At 66.8% G+C, this 16,468-nt stretch carries 17 protein-coding genes; 10 read left to right on the top strand and 7 right to left on the bottom strand.

Features of this window, described 5'->3' with window-relative positions; translation table 11 throughout:
- The first annotated feature begins 87 nt into the window (after positions 1–87).
- Genes purQ through purL form a run of 3 tightly spaced genes read left to right on the top strand, consistent with a single transcriptional unit; the run spans position 88 to position 3,641 of the window.
- On the top strand, positions 88–795 hold the full coding sequence (purQ, locus tag TFU_RS00770; protein WP_011290603.1) for a phosphoribosylformylglycinamidine synthase subunit PurQ: 708 nt from the start codon (positions 88–90) through the stop codon (positions 793–795).
- A gap of 33 nt (positions 796–828) precedes the next feature.
- Positions 829–1,311 (top strand): hypothetical protein, encoded by a 483-nt coding sequence (locus TFU_RS00775; RefSeq protein ID WP_011290604.1) that lies wholly within the window; start codon positions 829–831, stop codon positions 1,309–1,311.
- Positions 1,312–1,343: 32 nt separating this feature from the next.
- Positions 1,344–3,641 carry a phosphoribosylformylglycinamidine synthase subunit PurL gene (purL, locus tag TFU_RS00780; RefSeq protein ID WP_011290605.1) on the top strand — a complete coding sequence of 766 codons (2,298 nt, stop codon included), beginning with the start codon at positions 1,344–1,346 and terminating at the stop codon, positions 3,639–3,641.
- A gap of 86 nt (positions 3,642–3,727) precedes the next feature.
- Here the strand turns inward: purL and TFU_RS00785 are convergent, their stop codons facing one another.
- Positions 3,728–3,916 carry a hypothetical protein gene (locus tag TFU_RS00785; protein ID WP_016188038.1) on the bottom strand — a complete coding sequence of 63 codons (189 nt, stop codon included), beginning with the start codon at positions 3,914–3,916 and terminating at the stop codon, positions 3,728–3,730.
- A gap of 257 nt (positions 3,917–4,173) precedes the next feature.
- Between TFU_RS00785 and TFU_RS00790 the strand changes: the two genes are divergently transcribed.
- Both TFU_RS00790 and TFU_RS00795 read left to right on the top strand, forming a co-directional pair.
- Complete coding sequence (locus TFU_RS00790; RefSeq protein ID WP_227480979.1) at positions 4,174–5,268, top strand: Vms1/Ankzf1 family peptidyl-tRNA hydrolase; 1,095 nt, start codon at positions 4,174–4,176, stop codon at positions 5,266–5,268.
- Between the two features lie 84 nt (positions 5,269–5,352).
- Positions 5,353–5,583: a hypothetical protein gene (locus TFU_RS00795; protein ID WP_011290608.1), complete on the top strand. Its 231-nt coding sequence runs from the start codon at positions 5,353–5,355 to the stop codon at positions 5,581–5,583.
- 454 nt (positions 5,584–6,037) lie between these two features.
- Here TFU_RS00795 and TFU_RS00800 read toward each other — a convergent pair whose 3' ends face one another.
- Entirely contained in the window at positions 6,038–6,823 is a 786-nt protein-coding gene (locus tag TFU_RS00800) for an alpha/beta fold hydrolase (protein ID WP_011290609.1), read from the bottom strand.
- Positions 6,824–6,920: 97 nt separating this feature from the next.
- Entirely contained in the window at positions 6,921–8,630 is a 1,710-nt protein-coding gene (locus TFU_RS00805) for a serine/threonine-protein kinase (RefSeq protein WP_011290610.1), read from the bottom strand.
- A gap of 622 nt (positions 8,631–9,252) precedes the next feature.
- Between TFU_RS00805 and TFU_RS00810 the strand changes: the two genes are divergently transcribed.
- Positions 9,253–10,083, top strand: coding sequence for an SURF1 family protein (locus TFU_RS00810; RefSeq protein WP_011290611.1), 831 nt, complete (start codon positions 9,253–9,255; stop codon positions 10,081–10,083).
- On the opposite strand, the gene TFU_RS00815 is transcribed toward TFU_RS00810, so the two are convergent.
- Complete coding sequence (locus TFU_RS00815) at positions 10,053–10,478, bottom strand: DUF3817 domain-containing protein (RefSeq protein ID WP_011290612.1); 426 nt, start codon at positions 10,476–10,478, stop codon at positions 10,053–10,055. The genes TFU_RS00810 and TFU_RS00815 overlap by 31 nt on opposite strands.
- A gap of 160 nt (positions 10,479–10,638) precedes the next feature.
- Positions 10,639–12,180, bottom strand: a complete 1,542-nt coding sequence (locus TFU_RS00820; RefSeq protein ID WP_011290613.1) for a glycosyltransferase — start codon at positions 12,178–12,180, stop codon at positions 10,639–10,641.
- Between the two features lie 370 nt (positions 12,181–12,550).
- On the opposite strand from TFU_RS00820, the gene TFU_RS00825 reads away from it, so the two are divergent.
- The 3 genes from TFU_RS00825 to TFU_RS00835 all read left to right on the top strand — a co-directional run bounded on the left by TFU_RS00825 (position 12,551) and on the right by TFU_RS00835 (position 15,107).
- On the top strand, positions 12,551–13,258 hold the full coding sequence (locus tag TFU_RS00825) for a WbqC family protein (RefSeq protein ID WP_038043096.1): 708 nt from the start codon (positions 12,551–12,553) through the stop codon (positions 13,256–13,258).
- A gap of 93 nt (positions 13,259–13,351) precedes the next feature.
- Positions 13,352–14,065 (top strand): PIG-L deacetylase family protein, encoded by a 714-nt coding sequence (locus tag TFU_RS00830; RefSeq protein WP_011290615.1) that lies wholly within the window; start codon positions 13,352–13,354, stop codon positions 14,063–14,065.
- Between the two features lie 82 nt (positions 14,066–14,147).
- On the top strand, positions 14,148–15,107 hold the full coding sequence (locus TFU_RS00835) for an NAD-dependent epimerase/dehydratase family protein (protein WP_011290616.1): 960 nt from the start codon (positions 14,148–14,150) through the stop codon (positions 15,105–15,107).
- A 48-nt stretch (positions 15,108–15,155) separates the two neighbouring features.
- Here TFU_RS00835 and TFU_RS00840 read toward each other — a convergent pair whose 3' ends face one another.
- Together TFU_RS00840 and TFU_RS00845 are read right to left on the bottom strand one after the other, a co-directional pair.
- Positions 15,156–15,509 (bottom strand): DUF202 domain-containing protein, encoded by a 354-nt coding sequence (locus TFU_RS00840; protein WP_011290617.1) that lies wholly within the window; start codon positions 15,507–15,509, stop codon positions 15,156–15,158.
- Complete coding sequence (locus tag TFU_RS00845; protein ID WP_011290618.1) at positions 15,506–15,880, bottom strand: YidH family protein; 375 nt, start codon at positions 15,878–15,880, stop codon at positions 15,506–15,508. The genes TFU_RS00840 and TFU_RS00845 overlap by 4 nt, the downstream gene beginning before the upstream one ends.
- A gap of 202 nt (positions 15,881–16,082) precedes the next feature.
- Between TFU_RS00845 and trxA the strand changes: the two genes are divergently transcribed.
- Complete coding sequence (gene trxA / locus TFU_RS00850) at positions 16,083–16,463, top strand: thioredoxin (protein ID WP_016188041.1); 381 nt, start codon at positions 16,083–16,085, stop codon at positions 16,461–16,463.
- Positions 16,464–16,468: the final 5 nt, after the last annotated feature.

Below are 16,468 nucleotides of genomic sequence, written 5' to 3' on the forward strand. Positions count from 1 at the left end.
CAGCGGGTAGTCTCATACAAGGTCGAGCTGTTCGGGACGAGACTCGGCCCAGCCTTGCTCCCATCGACGATTTCGGAGAGTGCCCATATGGCTGCCCCACGTGTGGGCGTCGTCACCTTCCCTGGTTCCCTTGACGACAGGGACGCTGCGCGCGCGGTGCGGATCGCCGGCGCAGAACCCGTCTCACTCTGGCACGGCGACGCCGACCTCAAAGGTGTCGACGCGGTCGTGCTGCCTGGCGGCTTCTCCTACGGCGACTATCTGCGCTGTGGGGCCATTGCCCGCTTCGCGCCGATCATGACCGAGATCGTGCCCGCTGCCCGCTCCGGCAACCTTCCGGTGCTGGGAATCTGCAACGGGTTCCAGATCCTGTGCGAAAGCCAGCTGCTGCCCGGCGCACTGACCCGCAACGCGTCACGGCACTTCATCTGCCGCGACCAGTTGATCAGGGTCGAGGCCGCGGACACCGTCTGGACCAACGGCTACTCGCCCGGCCAGGAACTCCTCATCCCGCTCAAAAGCGGGGAGGGCAACTATGTGGCCGACCCGGAGACCATCGCCGAACTGAAACGCGACAACCGCGTGGTGGTGCGGTACGTCGACTCCGCGCCCAACGGCTCCATGGACAACATCGCCGGAGTGACCAACGAGCACCGCAACGTGGTGGGGCTCATGCCGCACCCGGAACACGCTGTGGAGGCGCTCACCGGGCCCTCCACGGACGGTCTCGGCTTCTTCACCTCGCTCCTGGCCCACCTGACCGGTAGTACTCCGGTGCCCGAGACCGCTGGTTGAGCACGCCCGCAGGGCTCGGGGGATGATGTCTCGATGATGGCGCTGCTGCGCTCCAGAAGGGTCCAAGTCGGCCTGGCGGTAGCGGGGATCCTCGCGCTGCTGACCACGACAGCCGTCACCCTGCTGTACCGGCCGTGGACCTCCGACACCGCTCCCGTCGTGCCCGCAGCCGCACCGCCGCTGGAGGTGCTGGGGGCGGCCCCGGACGGCATCAGCTACACCGACCTCGGACAGCAGTGCACTCCGCAGGAGTGCTACCGCCCGGTCGGGGTCACCGCTGAAGGACTCGACGCCGAGGAGGCGATCGAGACGATCTACACGCACCTGAGCGACCAGGGGTGGGAACGCCTCCTGCCGGAAGGCGAGACCGACCCTGATGAGGTGCCCTACTCCCAATCGGCGCTCAGCAACGGCACGGTCCTGGTCCAGGGCAGCCTCGAGCCCTACGTCGAAGGCACCACGGCGGGTCTGCTCCTCGCCCACCGCGTGCCGCCGCCCCCGTCTCCGCAACGTTGATCCGCTCCACTTCCCGAACGGAAACAGCCCGTATGTCTGAAGAGCCCAGGTTCGATACTGTCGCCAAGGCCGCGGCCACCCCGGACCTCCCGCAGCCCTACACCGAACTCGGTATGAAGGACGAGGAGTACGCGCGGGTCCGGGAGATCCTCGGCCGCCGTCCCACCTCCGCCGAGTTGGCCATCTACTCGGTCATGTGGAGCGAGCACTGCTCCTACAAGAGTTCCAAAGTCCACCTCCGCCAGTTCGGGGAGAAAGCGCCCGACACCGACGTGCTGCTCGTCGGGATCGGCGAGAACGCGGGCGTGGTGGACGTCGGCGACGGCTACGCGGTCACCTTCAAGATCGAGTCGCACAACCACCCCTCCTACGTGGAGCCGCACCAGGGGGCGGCGACCGGTGTCGGCGGTATCGTGCGCGACATCCTCTCCATGGGTGCCCGCCCGGTCGCGGTGATGGACTCGCTGCGGTTCGGGCCCGCCGACGCCCCCGACACCCAGCGGGTGCTGCCCGGGGTTGTCTCCGGGATCTCCTCCTACGGCAACTGCCTGGGGCTTCCCAACATCGGCGGTGAGGTCGGCTTCGACGCGGGATACGCCAGCAACCCGCTGGTCAACGCCCTCTGCGTGGGCGTGCTCAAGCACGAGAACATCAAGCTCGCCCAGGCGTCCGGACCGGGCAACCACGTCGTGCTGTTCGGCGCGGCCACCGGCCCCGACGGTATCGGCGGCGCGTCCGTCCTCGCCAGCGCGAGCTTCGACGAGGAAAGCCAGGCCAAGCGGCCCAGTGTCCAGGTCGGCGACCCGTTCCTGGAGAAGCTCCTCATCGAATGCTGCATGGAGCTGTACGCCAAAGACCTCGTCGTCGGCATCCAGGACCTGGGTGCCGCGGGCGTGTCCTGCGCGACCACCGAACTCGCGGCGGGAGGCACCGGCGGCATGCGGATCGAACTGGACCGGGTCCCGCTCCGCGACCCTCGGCTCACCCCCGAGGAAATCCTGATGAGCGAGTCGCAGGAGCGGATGATGGCGATCGTCGAGCCCGACAAGCTCGACGAGTTCCTCGCCGTCTGCGCCAAGTGGGACATTCTCGCCAGCGTGATCGGCGAAGTGACCGACGTCACCCCAGAGGAAGAGGCGCGGGGTGGACGCCTCGTCATGACCTGGCGCGGGGAGACGATCGTGGACCTGCCGCCCCGGACCGCTGCCGACCAGGGGCCGGTGTACCACCGGCCGATTGAGCGGCCCGCCGACCAGGACGCCCTGCTCGCCGACGACCCTGCGGCACTGCCCCGCCCCAGCAGCGACGAAGAGCTCCGCGACCAGGTGCTGCGAGTGCTGGCCGCCCCCGGCATCTGCGACTCGAGCTGGATCACAGACCAGTACGACCGGTACGTGATGGGGAACACGGTCCTGGCCATGCCGCACGACAGCGGCATGATCCGGATCGCCGAGGACACCGACCGCGGGGTGGCGCTGGCCACCGACGGCAACGGCCGCTACACCCGTCTCGACCCCTACGTCGGTACCCAGCTCGCCTACGCCGAGGCGTACCGCAACGTCGCGGCCACGGGGGCCCGCCCTCTCGCCGTCACCAACTGCCTCAACTTCGGCTCTCCTGAGGACCCGGGGGTGATGTGGCAGTTCGCCGAAGCTACCCGCGGCCTGGCGGACGCCTGTCAGGCGCTCGGCACTCCGGTGACCGGCGGCAACGTCAGCTTCTACAACCAGACCGGGAGCACCGCGATCAACCCCACTCCGGTGATCGGCGTGCTCGGGGTCATCGACGACGTTCACAAGCGGGTGACCAGCGCATTCAGCGCTGAAGGCGAGAGTGTGGTCTTCCTGCTCGGCGAGACCCGGCTGGAACTGGGCGGTTCGGCATGGGCGGATGTCATCCACGGGCACCTGGGCGGCCGCCCGCCCCAGATCGACCTCGACGCTGAGGCGGCCCTCGGCCGGGTGCTCATCGACGGCGCCGCAGCGGAACTGCTGGTTTCGGCGCACGACCTTTCCGACGGCGGGCTCGCGGTGGCGCTCGCCGAGTCCTGCCTGCGCGGCGGCGTCGGCTGCGAAGTCGACCTCGGCGATGACGCGTTCACCGCACTGTTCAGCGAATCCGCGGCGCGCGCCGTGGTGAGTGTGCGGCCCGAGCACGAGACCGCCCTGGTGGACCTGTGCGCCAAGCACGGGGTTCCGGTCAGGAGGCTGGGTACTGTCGGTGGGTCCGCGCTGACCATGGTCCACCGCACCGGGCGGATCAGCATTGAGGTGGCCGAGCTGCGCGACGCGTACGAGTCGACGCTGCCCGCGCTCTTCGGGAACAAGTAGTTTGTGGTACGGCCCGGCCCCGCCGAGTTGGGGCCGGGCCAAGCCTGCGGTCGGGGATCGTGCGGGGGTGCAGACCGGGCAGCGGCTTATTCGCTCCGCTGCCTGCGCTGGATTGCCTCACGGTCGGTGGCCGGGATTCCCTCGTCATCAACCAAAGGCTCCGGTTCGCGGTCTTCGTGGGCCCGGGTCGGGCCGCCGCTTTTGAGTGCCCCCTCGATCTCGTGTTTGAGGCTCTCGTCGAGTCGGGGACCGTGTTTATCGCTGCCGCGCTCCATGAGGGGTGTCTCCCTTCCACCTCCTGAACCGGCTGGATCCTTCGCACTACCCGACCATCCGGTCAGGAAACGCGTTCCACGCCCCAGAAGTCCCGCAATGCACCGGCGCGAACCGGGCGGACCGCGGGCTTTTTCCCCAGCCCTGCGCATGCTCCTTCCCGAGTCGGGCAGCGGAACCGGACAAGGTTGACCACCGAGTTCGGAGGGGGTGAGCGGGCCGCCGATCAACAGGCCCGCGGCGCATGCATCTGGGTTTCTTGCGACCGTTGTACGAGACGACCGCTCCGGTGGCCTCGGTCTACCTGGACACCACTCGGACCACAGAGAGCGCCTTCAAAGAGATCGAGCTGCGCTGGCGTGCCGCCCGGGAGCGCCTCGCCGAGCAGGGGGCCGATGAGGCGACCCTGCAAGCGTTGGACGAAGTGGCGGAGGGAGAACCCGGTGTTCCCGGCCCGCAGGGGGAGGCACTGTTCGCCGCAGAGGGAAGAGTGCTGGGCGCGTTCACCCTGTCCCGGCCGCCGCTGCGGGACAGCGCGGTCTGGTGGCCGGTCGCTTACCCTCTCGGCGTGGTCATCGACCGCAACCACCAGATCCCCTATGTGACGGTGGCGGCGGACCGGGAAGGGGCTGATGTGTCCGCCTACACCGCTGCCCAGCACAAACCCGAGTTCCAGCGGAGTTTCTCCGGCAGCACCCTGCACATCCAGAAGGTGCGGGTCGGCGGGTGGACGCACAAGCACTACCAGCGCCGCTCGGAGAACCTGTGGGACGCCAACGCCCAAGAAGTGGCCAAAGACGTGGAGGATACGGCTGCCCATGTGGGCGCCGAGGTCGTGTTCGTCGGCGGAGACGAGCGGGCGATCGGCAAGCTCCGTGACCACTTGAGCGAACGGGTGCGCGACATCCTCGTGGAGCATCCCGGCGGGGGACGGCACGATCCGGCGGCGCTGGCCAGTCTGCGGGAGGCCGCAGACGGTGTGGTGGACTGCGTGGTGGCCGAGACCAGGAAGCGGGAACGTGCCGAGTTCACTACGGCGCTGAGCCGGGGTGAGGGGGCGACCCAGGGGATCGCGGCTGCCGCGGAAGCCCTGCGCCGCGCCCAAGTGAAGACGCTGCTCCTGGCAGCGGACTTGGGGAAGGAGCCGTGGATTTGGGGCTCCCGCACCGATCCGCTGGAAGTGTCGGTGGACCGGGAGTCGCTGAGCGACCCCGAGAACGCGATCCAGGCGCCGGCCAGTGCCCTGCTCCTGCGGGCGGCTGCCTACACCGATGCCGAGTTCGTAGAGTTGACGGACAACAGCGCTGCGGAGGGCGTCGGGGCCATCCTGCGGTACACCACAGCAGTGCGGTAGCCGCTGGGCGGACGTCGTCATAGCCGTCGTTCTGCCCTCCGAGGGAAGACCGTTGCGAGGCTACGACCGTCGGTGGAGGGGAGTATGCGACGCGGAAGTCTCAAAGGGCCGTTGGGAAGTCACGACCGGCCGGCGAGCGCGCTGACGTTCCGCCTGGTCCTCGCTGTCTTCGGTGCAGTGGTGCTCCTGGTGGGAGCGGTGCTCGCCGCGGTGTGGGCGGACTCCGTGCCGTTGGCGGTCGTTTTGGGTGCGGGTTTCCTCGCGGCGTGTCTGAACGTCTACTGGGTGAGTCGCCGCCGCCGCTACGAGCGGTGATGCCGGCGACCGCGGTGGGGGCGGCGTGGCGCGGTCCGCGGCAGGGGCGGAGCGCCCGCCCGCGGTTCCCCGCTGACGCATTCCGCTGTTGAAGGTTGGAAAAGCGGCCGCCGCGGCGAAAACCCCGGACGCGTGTTTTGCGGGAAGAGAAGGAAATTCTTCAGCGGGCGGCCGCGAGCAACTGAAGATGTTTCCGAGGTTTTTGTGCCGGGGCAGATATTCCGGACCGCTGTCGCAGAAGACCCGGTGGTGTGCTTTCCGGGTAGTCCCGGAAATAAAAAAGGGGATGTGCGTCTATCCCCGAAGGCGTGAATTTTCTGGATTCGGAATGGCGGGCCTGGCGGCACAGGCCAGCGGACGGCCTTTTGACCTCCGGAACGGGTAGGCGCAGAGCTGCCGCCACGGCAGGGCCGCCGGTGTGAGACGGGGCGTCGTCTCTATTGCGGTACCGCAGTCAAGGCCAGTGGACCGAGAGCGGGTCCAGGTGCTGGAGCAGCAGCTCGTTGACGACGTCGGAGCGTTCCACGTTGACGAGGTGAGCGGCACCGCTGACGACCTCAAAGCGGGCGTGGGGGAGGAGGGCTGCGAGCCTGCGGCCGTGACCCGGCGGGGTCTGCGGGTCGTGGGCGCCCGCGATCACCACGGTGGGTGCGTGGACTAGCCGCGCCAGCGGTCGGTGGTCCAAGGCGGCGATGGCGTCACAGCACCCGGCGTAGCCTTCCGGCGAGATCTTCTCGAATTCTTCGGTGAACCGGGTGACAATGTCGGGCCGCCGCTCGCAGAAACCAGGCGTGAACCAGGAGCGGGTGACCTCGTCGATCACTGAGGAGATCCCGAAGTGGCGTACCCGGTCGCCGATGTCGCGCCAACGGGGCAGCGGGGGCGCCCACGCCGTGGTGGAGACCAATGCCAGCCGGGAGACCCGGGAAGGGTTCGTGGCAGCCACCCACAGCGCCACCATCGCCCCCAAACCGATCCCGATGAACGACACCTGCTCCAGGTCACACTCGTCGAGGAGGGTCAGCAGGTCGCCGCCGAGCTCCTGCATGGAATAGGGGCCGGGAGGAGCGGGAGACGAGCCGTGGCCGCGGTGGTTGACACGGAGTACCCGCAAGCGGCGGGTGAGCTCCGGCATCTGCGGCTCCCACATCGACCACTTCGTGCCGAGGGTGGGGACCAGCACCACCACCGGTGCGGTCCGCGGTCCGTCGAAGCGGTGCTGAAGGGGGACAACGGCCATCTGGGACCTCCTGGGACAGCGAGCCAAAGCCTACCGGCATTCCCTTGAGCCGTAGGGCATTTTCCGGGTGCGTCCGGCACGGAGCAGGCCGTTCCGGTCATGGAGCGGCCGGCGAGACAGCCACTCGGCCTACGCCGGCCCCGCCTTCTCCGCTTCCCCCGGGCCCGCCGGTGCCCGGCTGCTCGCCCCCTTCGGAACCGCCTTCCTCAGCACCGCCTCCGTGGGGCTGTCCGGGAGCCTCCTCCCCGGCGGGGGGACTGTGCCAGGGGCCTTCCCCGGGAATGGTGGGGTTGAGGTGCGGCTCTTCCATGGGGTCGGTCTGGGACATGTCGTCGTACGGCAGGGACGGGTAGAGCTCTCCGCCGGGGTAGCCGGTGTCGCTGCTCGTGGGGGTGTCGGGGTCGATCGCGGACGGGGAAGGGACGGAGTCGTCGATGCCGTCCTGTGCCGGGGTGTCGCGGCGGGTGCCGTCCACCGGGGTGGCTTCGGGGGACTGCCCGTTGGGGGAGAGCAGGAACGTGTCGATGAGGAACCAGCCGCCGGCCAGGACGATGATGAGGATCCCCGCGGCCACAAGCCAGGACAGGACGGTTTTCCGCTCGCGTGTGGAACGCGGGGGCAGCGGCTGGTGGCCGGGACCGGCACTCCGGCGCGGCGGGCCCTCCCCGGGAGAGGAGGCGGTTGGCTGCTTGTTCTCTCCCGTGTTGACGAGGGCGGCGAGTCCGCTCGTGGTACGCAGCGGGCCGCTCGGGGGACTGCTGGCGGGGGCCTCGTCGGCGGGGCGGTTCGCGGCGAGCGCGGCCAGGCCGCTCACCGGCGTGCGGGACTCCGGGGCGGGGGTGTCTTCGGCCGCGGGCATCACCGCGGTGGGGGCGGGTTCTGGGGCCTGGTCGCCGATGGGGATCGGCAGTGCAGCGGTCGCCGCGATCTGCGTCTGCTCGTTGAGGGCCGCGGTGTACCCGTTTTCCAGGACTTCTTCGACCGGCACCTGGGGGAGTGTCGCCGGGTCGTGGCCGACGAGGACACCGAGGACCTGCACCGCGGTGGGGCGGCGCTCCGGCTCTTTGGCGAGGCAGGCCTCCAGGAGCGGCCGGAGCCGCTCGTCCACTCCGTCGAGGCGGGGCGGCTGGTGGAGGACCCGGTTGATGATCGCGGGCAGGGTTTCGTCGTGGAAGGGCGACTGTCCGGTGGCGGCGAACACCATGACCCCGGCCCAGGCGAAGATGTCCACGGCCGGGGTGAGTTCGCGTCCTTCCACCTGTTCCGGGGCCATGTAGGCGGGGGTGCCGACGATGGAGTCGGTCGCGGTCACCGTGGCCTCGGAGTGCCGGGCGATCCCGAAGTCGATCACCCTGGGGCCGTCCGGTCCCAGCAGGACGTTGGCCGGTTTGAAGTCGCGGTGGATCACGCCTGCCTGGTGGATCGCCACGAGGGCGGTGGCGGTGGAGATAGCGAGCCGGTCGAGCGCGGCCCCGGTCCGCGGCCCGTCACGGAGCACGGCGTCGCGGAGCGACGGGCCTTCGATGTACTCGCTGACGATGTAGGGCGGGTCCGCGTTGATGTCGGAGTCCAAAAGCGCCGCGGTGCAGAAGGGGGCGACTTTGGAGGCCGCTTCGATCTCTTTGGCGAACCTGCTGCGCGCTCGGCTGTTGGAGGCCCAGGAGGTCTCCATGACTTTGACGGCGACGCGGGTGCCGTCGGGAGCTTTGCCGAGGTACACCACGCCTTGGCCGCCCTTGCCGATACGGGCAACAAGGTCGTAATCCCCGACCCGAGTGGGGTCCTCAGGCCGTAGCGGACTTGTCATACGACTGTTCTCTCCCTCCACTCCGCCGGGCACTGGATGGCTCCAAACCGCGTCATGTCGGGAACCGTCCGGGAATGAGCGGGCAGGCTAGGTGAATGGCCACTGGAACGATCATGCTCCATCAGCGAACCACACCGTGGGCGGTTCCGCCAGAGCACATTCCCGTTCCCTGGAACGTGACGCACCTACAGGAACAGATGAACGAAATCACAGAAGAGTTGGTTCTGTCGAAAAGACCGAAAACCCTTTTTCGGGCATTGGCTGACAACACGAAAGAGTCGGTCATCAGGAAAAGGAGAGCGAGATCACGGGGTCCAGTGGCGAGGGCAGCGCAAAGGCCGCCCCCGTGTCCCCCCTCAAAGCACGGAGGCGGCCTTCGCTAGGGAACGGCCGCCGACTCCTCCCCCCAGAAGCCGGCGACCTTCGGAATGGCCTACGTCACGGGAGGCCGTGGTTCTCTCCCGTGGTGATATCCAGAGTACCCATGCTCATCTGCTGAAACAACCGTGAGTCACTGATGAACACTTAAAGTGATGGCTATTCGTTCCTTTGCGCACAGTCAACTCCCGCCGTGCCGCGGGGGTGCTGAGCGGCCGCGCAGCAGCGCGCATAGCCTGGAAGCGTGCGTGTCCCACTCCTTCTGCGACCCCGCTGGCTCGGTATCCACCTGCTCGCGCTCCTCGCGGTGCTCACCTGCACCCTGTTCGGCTACTGGCAGTACGAACGGGCGCAGCGGCCGGACCGTGAGACGGTGACCAACCCGGTTGCGGATCTTGCCGCGGCGGTGGATATCAGCACGCTGCTCCGCCCCGGCGAGTACATGCCTCAGGACCTCGCTAACGAGGCCGTGGTCGTGACGGGGACCTACGACGCCGAGCACCAGTTGCTCTCCCCGGCGCTGTCCCCGGACGGCGCTGAAGGGTACTCCGTGGTGATTCCGCTGGTGACCGAGGACGGCGTCGCGGTAGCGGTGAACCGGGGGTGGATCCCCCTCGACGCCGCCGACGAGGTTCCTCCCCCGCCGGACGGCGAGGTCACGGTCCGCGGCTGGCTCCAGTTGCCGCAGGACGAGGCGTCACGCGGCTATTCGGCGATCCTCCCGGAGGGGCAGATCGCGCGGATCTCCTCCGCCCTGCTGGTCAACGAGTGGCCTTACCAGCTCTATGAGGGGTACGTCACGCTAGGGGAGCAGAGTCCGCCGACGCCCGCCGGAGCGGGGAGTGCGTTGGAAGAGTTCCCGCCGCCGGACCCGCCACAGGGGATCGTGTGGAACTTCCGGAACCTCAGCTATGCCGCCCAGTGGTGGGTGTTCGGGCTGGCCGCCATCGTGTTCTGGGTCTCCCTGATGCGGCGGGAGCTGGACGACCACCGGAAGGCGCGGCAGGACGGCGGTGCGGCGGCCGAGGGCCCTGCCGAACCGGCTCAGCCGTCGGCGGAGATGGTCGCCGACTGAGCGGCACCGGACGTCTGCTCTTCCGCGTCGATCGCGGCCTGCTCCTCGGCTGCGATCTTGCGTTCCACGAAGAATCCCACGACCGGGATCGTGCCGGACAGCATGACCCCGACGGTCCGGAGCGCGTTCCACCGGCGCTTGAGCGCCAGCCACAGCACGGACAGCACGAACACCATGTAGATGTAGCCGTGCGGGATCGCGATGTACATCATCAGCGGAGTCTCCGCACCGAACCACTGCTCCAAGCCGGCGGGGGCGGGAACCACGGAGAACTGGGCGGTCTCCCCGACGAGGTATTTGGCGGGCATCGCCACGAACGTCAACAGCAGCAGCCACGTCGAAGTGACGTAGGCCAGGACACGGTAGACCGTGAGAGGAAGACGCTTGTTCTCCACTTGGGCACCTCGGCTTCGACCTCGTGATCGGACCCGGTTGTCCGGCGGCACCGCCCAGGAGGCCGCCGGACAACCGGGCCCGTGTTCTCCGCTTCCTCTTTGAGACTAAGCGCTGTGCTGGACGCCCGTGACCCGGGTCGGGATGCCGGCTGTGCCGTGGTCACGGCGTCTTGACCGGCATACGGGTGGGGCTCTTCCACCGGCCGTCGGACTTGGTCGTCCACGCTTGCGGAATGGTGATGAGCATCAGGTAGGAGTCGAGCAGCCGCAGCGGCAGGTAGAACAGGCCGTAGAACAGGTAGCTCGGCCGACGGCGGATCATCGCGACGACGCAGGTGAGGATGTAGTCCGGCACGAAGAGGCCGACCGCCACCGTGCTCAGCGGCAGGACCGAGGTCACCGCGGCGTAGCCTGCGGCGTACCACTCCACGACGAGCACTTCCTCCCCGAACAGGGCCGGAGGAAGCACGAACACGAAGATCAGCGCGGTCAGCAGGAGCAGGGCCGCGACCAGAACGATCTCCAGGATGTAGAAGAACAGCGAGAACCAGAAGAGGCTCGGCCAAATACCGTGACGCCGCACGGTCTGCCAGAAGCCGAGGCTCCACCGCCGCACCTGGCTCTTGTAGTCGCTTAGCGTGAAGGGGTCCTGGGAGTAGGCCTTGGTGTCGGGACGCATCGAGATGCGGCCCAGCTTCTTGTGGTGCACCTCGAAGGTCATGTTGAAGTCTTCGATGACGAGGCCCTCGGGGTTGATATCCAGGTGCTTCAGGACACTGGTGCGGTAGGTGCTGGCAAACCCGGGGACGATGAAGGTGACGCTGGTGAATCGCCAGGTCTGGCCGAACCGGAGCATGTACTGCATCAGCCAGTAGAGCCGGTCGCGGTAGGCGGCGATCAGGCGGCCGATGACGGTGCGCTGCTGCGGCTTCCACTCGGCGACAACGAATCCGGCGACAGCGGCGACCGTGGGGTCCCGCAACTGGTCGCGGACGCCTTTGACGTAGTTCTCGTCGAGCTCGGTGTCGGCGTCGAGGATGACGACACCGTCGTAGTTGTCGATGAGGTCGAATTCCTGAATGACCGCTTCGATCGCGCCCGCCTTACCGCGGTTGGTCAGCAGTTCCAAGACGTTGACACCGGTCTGGGCGGCGATTTCGGCGGTGGCGTCGCTCGAACTGTCCGACACCACGTAGATGTCCCAGCGGTCGAAGAGTCGAAGGGCGGAACGGATAGCGCCGTCGATGACGGGTTCTTCGTTGTGCGCCGGGATGATGACCGCGAGCGAAATGGTCTCCGGGTCGGTGTTGACTTTGGGGATCTCGAATTCCCCGGTGTCCGGGTTGAGCACCGGGGTGGGAGTGCGGCGGGCGCGCCGCGCACCGCTTCGGGACCGGGCGGCGAAGGTGACCCGCTTGTCTTCGTCCCGGATCCGAGCCTTCGCACGGCGTGGAAGCTCCCGGCGGGAGCCGAAGGGATCGCGGCCGAGTAGTTTATGGATCCATTCATCGATCAGTCTGATCAGGCCGATCAGCGACCAGACCATGAGGTTGAGGCCTACCCCGATGATCAGCAGGAAGGCAACCGGGGTGTCGTTACCGGAGCCGAGGACGAACCTGAGCCACAGCATGAAGAGAAGTGCTGCGGTTGCCAACGAGAGCAGGCCCGCCAACCAGCTCCCGATGAAACGGGCAGTGCGCACTAGGGACCTCCGCAGAGTGTTGGGGTGACAGCGGGTGGCATAAAACTACCGTTAGATGGACGTTTCAACGGCACGGTGAGTTGTCCTGGGGCGATCAACGAAAACCGGATTACGAAAAATTGTGTATGTGGATCGACCGCAAGTCTGCACCATTGCTTTGGTAATCCGGGAGCACCGCCTCACCGTATGGATTGTTCCGAACAAAACATCGTCGTAATTGGGGAGGTGACTATCGTTCAGGTTACGAATATATGACTTGATCGATGAAAGAGCCTGAGTCCGGTCAAGAATGAGGACGGCCGGAGGAGGAATCTCGTACCCTCAACCAGGAACCACGGCGCTCGACCGTTTGCGTGAAGGGGAATTGACTGTGCGTGTTGCCATGCACCAGCCGCACTACCTGCCATGGCTGGGCCTACTGGACAAGATCGACCGCTGTGACTTGTTTGTTGTCCTCGATCATGTCCAGTTTGAGAGGAAAGGGTGGCAGCACCGTAACTATGTGGCATCGAAGAATGGTCCGGTCCTGCTGACCGTTCCGGTGGTGCAGCGCAGCCGGGACGAGCGGATCATGGACAAATCGGTGAACAATAGTTCACCGTGGTGGGAGAAACACAGTAGAACACTGGCGCAACACTGTTACCGTAAGGCACCTTTTTGGGACGAGTTCGGCGCTGAAATCACAGCCATCTACGAACGCCGGTGGGAACAACTGGTCGACCTTTCTCTAGCGACCACCGAGTTCGTGCTCAACGCGTTCGGAATCACCACTCCCATGGTGCGCTCGAGCGAACTGGGCGAGTTCACCGTACAGAAGAGTGAACTGCTCGCGCAGATCAGCGCCAAAGTGGGGGCGACCACCATGCTCTCCGGCGATGGTGCCCGCGCCTACCTCGACAAGGACGTGTTCGACCGGTACGGGATCGCCGTCGAGTGGCAGAACTTCCAACACCCGGAGTACCCGCAGCACAACCGGAAAGGACAGGAATTCCTGCCCCGCATGGCAGCCATAGACCTGCTGCTCAACGTCGGCCCCGAAGGAATGGACCTGGTGCGCCAGGCGCGCATCGCCGACTGACCGGCCCGCACGCTCTTCCCTAGAACCGAAACGCTGCGACCTGCCTGAAGCGGCTCGGTGCTGCCTCAGGCCCTACTGAATCGAGGACATCCAATGATGATCGACTGGTCTCGCGAGCGGATCCTCATCCTCGCACCGCACCCTGACGATGAGACGCTCGGCTGCGGAGGGCTCATGCGCAAAGCCAAGGATGCGGGGGCCGAGGTCTACATCCAGTTCATGACCGTGGGGGACACCGCTGACAACTCGCCTAAAGGACTGTCCACCGCCGAAGAGCGCTACCAAGAAGTCAAAGAAGTCGCGGAATTCTACGGCTGGGACGACTGGCATTTTGCCTTTCCCGGTGACGCGTACCACCTCAAACTGGACGCGGTGCCCCGCTTTGAGCTCACCAACGCGATCGAGCGCGGCAGCCCGCTGTCCATCGCCAAGCTCAAACCGACCACGGTGATCGCGCCGCACCGCACCAGCTACAACCAGGACCACCAGATCACCGCTGAAGCGCTGCACACCGCGCTACGGCCGTCCAACACCCAACGGCGCCACCACCCGCGCCTGGTCCTCGCCTACGAGCAGGCCGCCGACCAGTGGCGCTACGACGCCGCACCGTCGCCCAACTTCTTCGTCGAACTCACCAAAGAGCAGGTGGACGCCAAGATCCACGCGATGCACCTGTACGGAACCCAGAGCCACGACCACCCGCACACCCGCTCCGACGAGACGCTGCGCAGCCTGGCCACCCTGCGCGGCATGCACGCCGGAGTGCCCTACGCAGAGGCCTACCACATGATGCGGTGGCTCGCCTGACCTTCCAGGCGCGGTGCCGTCACGCAGCAAACAGGAACACCCGAGCCCTTCTGCGGCCGTGTCTTTGCAAAGGAGAAACAGCGTGAAAGCCCTGGTTACGGGGGGCGCCGGATTTATCGGATCCCATTTGTGCGACTACCTGACGTCCCAAGGCCACCAGGTCACGGTGCTCGATGACCTGTCCACCGGCTCCAAGGAGAATCTGGCGCAGCTTGCTGCCGCCCCTAACTTCGAGTTCGTCGAGGGCTCCATTCTGGACACCGCGCTGGTCGACAAGCTGGTCGGCTCCTGCGACACCGTGTTCCACCTGGCTGCCGCGGTCGGGGTGCACACCATTGTGGACAAGCCCTTGGAGTCCCTGCGGGTGAACCTGCACGGCACCGAGAACGTGGTGGAAGCCGCGGCCCGGCACGGGGCCCGCATCATGGTGGCCTCCACGAGCGAGGTGTACGGCAAGAACGACGCGGATGGTCTCACCGAAGACGCCGACCGCATCCTCGGCTCCCCGCTGAAGAGCCGCTGGTCGTATGCGGCGGCGAAAGGACTGGACGAACTGGTCGCCTACGTCTACGGCAAGGAGACCGGGATCCCGACGGTCATCGTCCGGTTCTTCAACATCGTCGGCCCGCGGCAGACCGGACGCTACGGCATGGTGGTGCCGCGGTTCGTCAGCCAGGCGCTGGCCAACGAGCCGATCACCGTCTACGGTGACGGCACGCAGCGGCGGTGCTTCGGCTCGGTCTTCGACGTGGTTCCGGCCGTGGTGAAACTCATGGACACCCCGGCCGCCTACAACCAGGCGGTCAACCTGGGCGGTATGGAGGAGATCTCCATTCGCGGCCTGGCGGAACGGGTCATCGAACTGACCGGTTCGAGCAGCACGATCGAGTACATCCCGTACGAGAAGGCGTACGGCGAAGGGTACGAGGACATGCGCCGCCGCATGCCGGACACGTCGCTCGCCAAGAAGCTCATCGGCTACGAGCCGACGCGCCGCCTCGACGACATCATCAACTCCATCATCGAAGCCAAGCAGGCCTGACCGGCAGAGACCACGGTGGCCCCTGGAACTTCCAGGGGCCACCGCCGGTTACGCGGGAAAAGCAGAGACGATAGCGATCACGCTGATCCCCAGGACGGCGAGGCTCACGGCGACGAGCGCCCACGGGCGGGCCAGGGGCGCGGGCGGTCGCAAGGAGCCGTCGGCACGCCGGCCGTGGTCGGTCTGCCGCCAGCGTTTCTGCAGGTGCACGGCGAGTACGGTGGACGTGCCGAACAGGATGCCCACCGCGATGAGCTGGCCGACCGTACCGGCCAGCGTGTCCTCGGGCGGGACCCGCAGATACAGCAGGGTCACCACAGCGAGCAGGAACAGAGTGCGCTGCCAGGACAGCAGGGTCCGTTCCGGCTGCAAGCCCGGGTCGCGTTCGCGGGGGCCGCTCATGGCAGGTAGTTCCCCACCACCACGGCCAGGCAGATCAGTCCGATACCGAGCGCTGTGATCAGCGGCAGCGGGGTGGTCGGCAGCGGCTGGTCGTGCCGCATCGCCCGCTGGACCCGCATCCACCGGATGGGGGCGTAGCAGGTGATCACCACGGCCAGGGCGGCCAGGGCCAGCCCCACGGAGAGTTGGGTGCCGCCATGCCACCGCAGCGGAACCAGGTGCAGCACTGCGACCGCACCCGCTACCAGCGCGAGCGCGGTGCGGATCCAGGCCAGGAACGTGCGCTCGTTGGCGAGAGTGAAACGGTAGTCCGGTTCTTTCCCGTCCCCGCCGTCGTTGGCCCGCCGTTTCGCTCTGGACAGTGCGCCCACGGTCCCCCCTTCCCCGGTGACACTGCTTCCCTCACGAATCTACGGACGAACGTTTTTTCCGTACAAACCGGTATTGAACTGGGATTTTGTCGAGTGTTGGGGAGGGGTGGACGCATCGATGCCCCGAATGCGGAACAAAGCAGCGGCCTCAACCGCTGTACAAGGGAGAAGACCGTTGCTGACGCCACGATCAGGAGAGCCTGTGGCCACTATCGAACTGACCAAGGACAACTTCAATCAGACGCTCGAAGAGAACGACTTCGTCCTCATCGACTTTTGGGCCTCCTGGTGCGGGCCGTGCAAGATGTTCGCTCCGATCTTTGAGCGGGCGTCAGAACGGCACAAGGACCTGGTGTTCGCCAAGGTCGACACCGAGGCCCAGCAGGAGCTGGCCGCGAGCTTCAACATCCAGTCGATTCCGACGCTCATGATCGTGCGGGATCGGACTGTGCTCTACGCCCAGCCGGGCGCGCTGCCGGAAGCGGCCCTGGAGGACCTGATCCAGCAGGCCCGCGACCTCGACATGGACGAAGTGCGCCGGCAGATCGCCGAGCAGCAGGGCAACGGCCAAGCGTCGGAGTAGACCTC

It is taken from the genome of Thermobifida fusca YX (genome assembly GCF_000012405.1).
In the GTDB taxonomy this organism is placed as follows: Bacteria; Actinomycetota; Actinomycetes; order Streptosporangiales; family Streptosporangiaceae; genus Thermobifida; species Thermobifida fusca.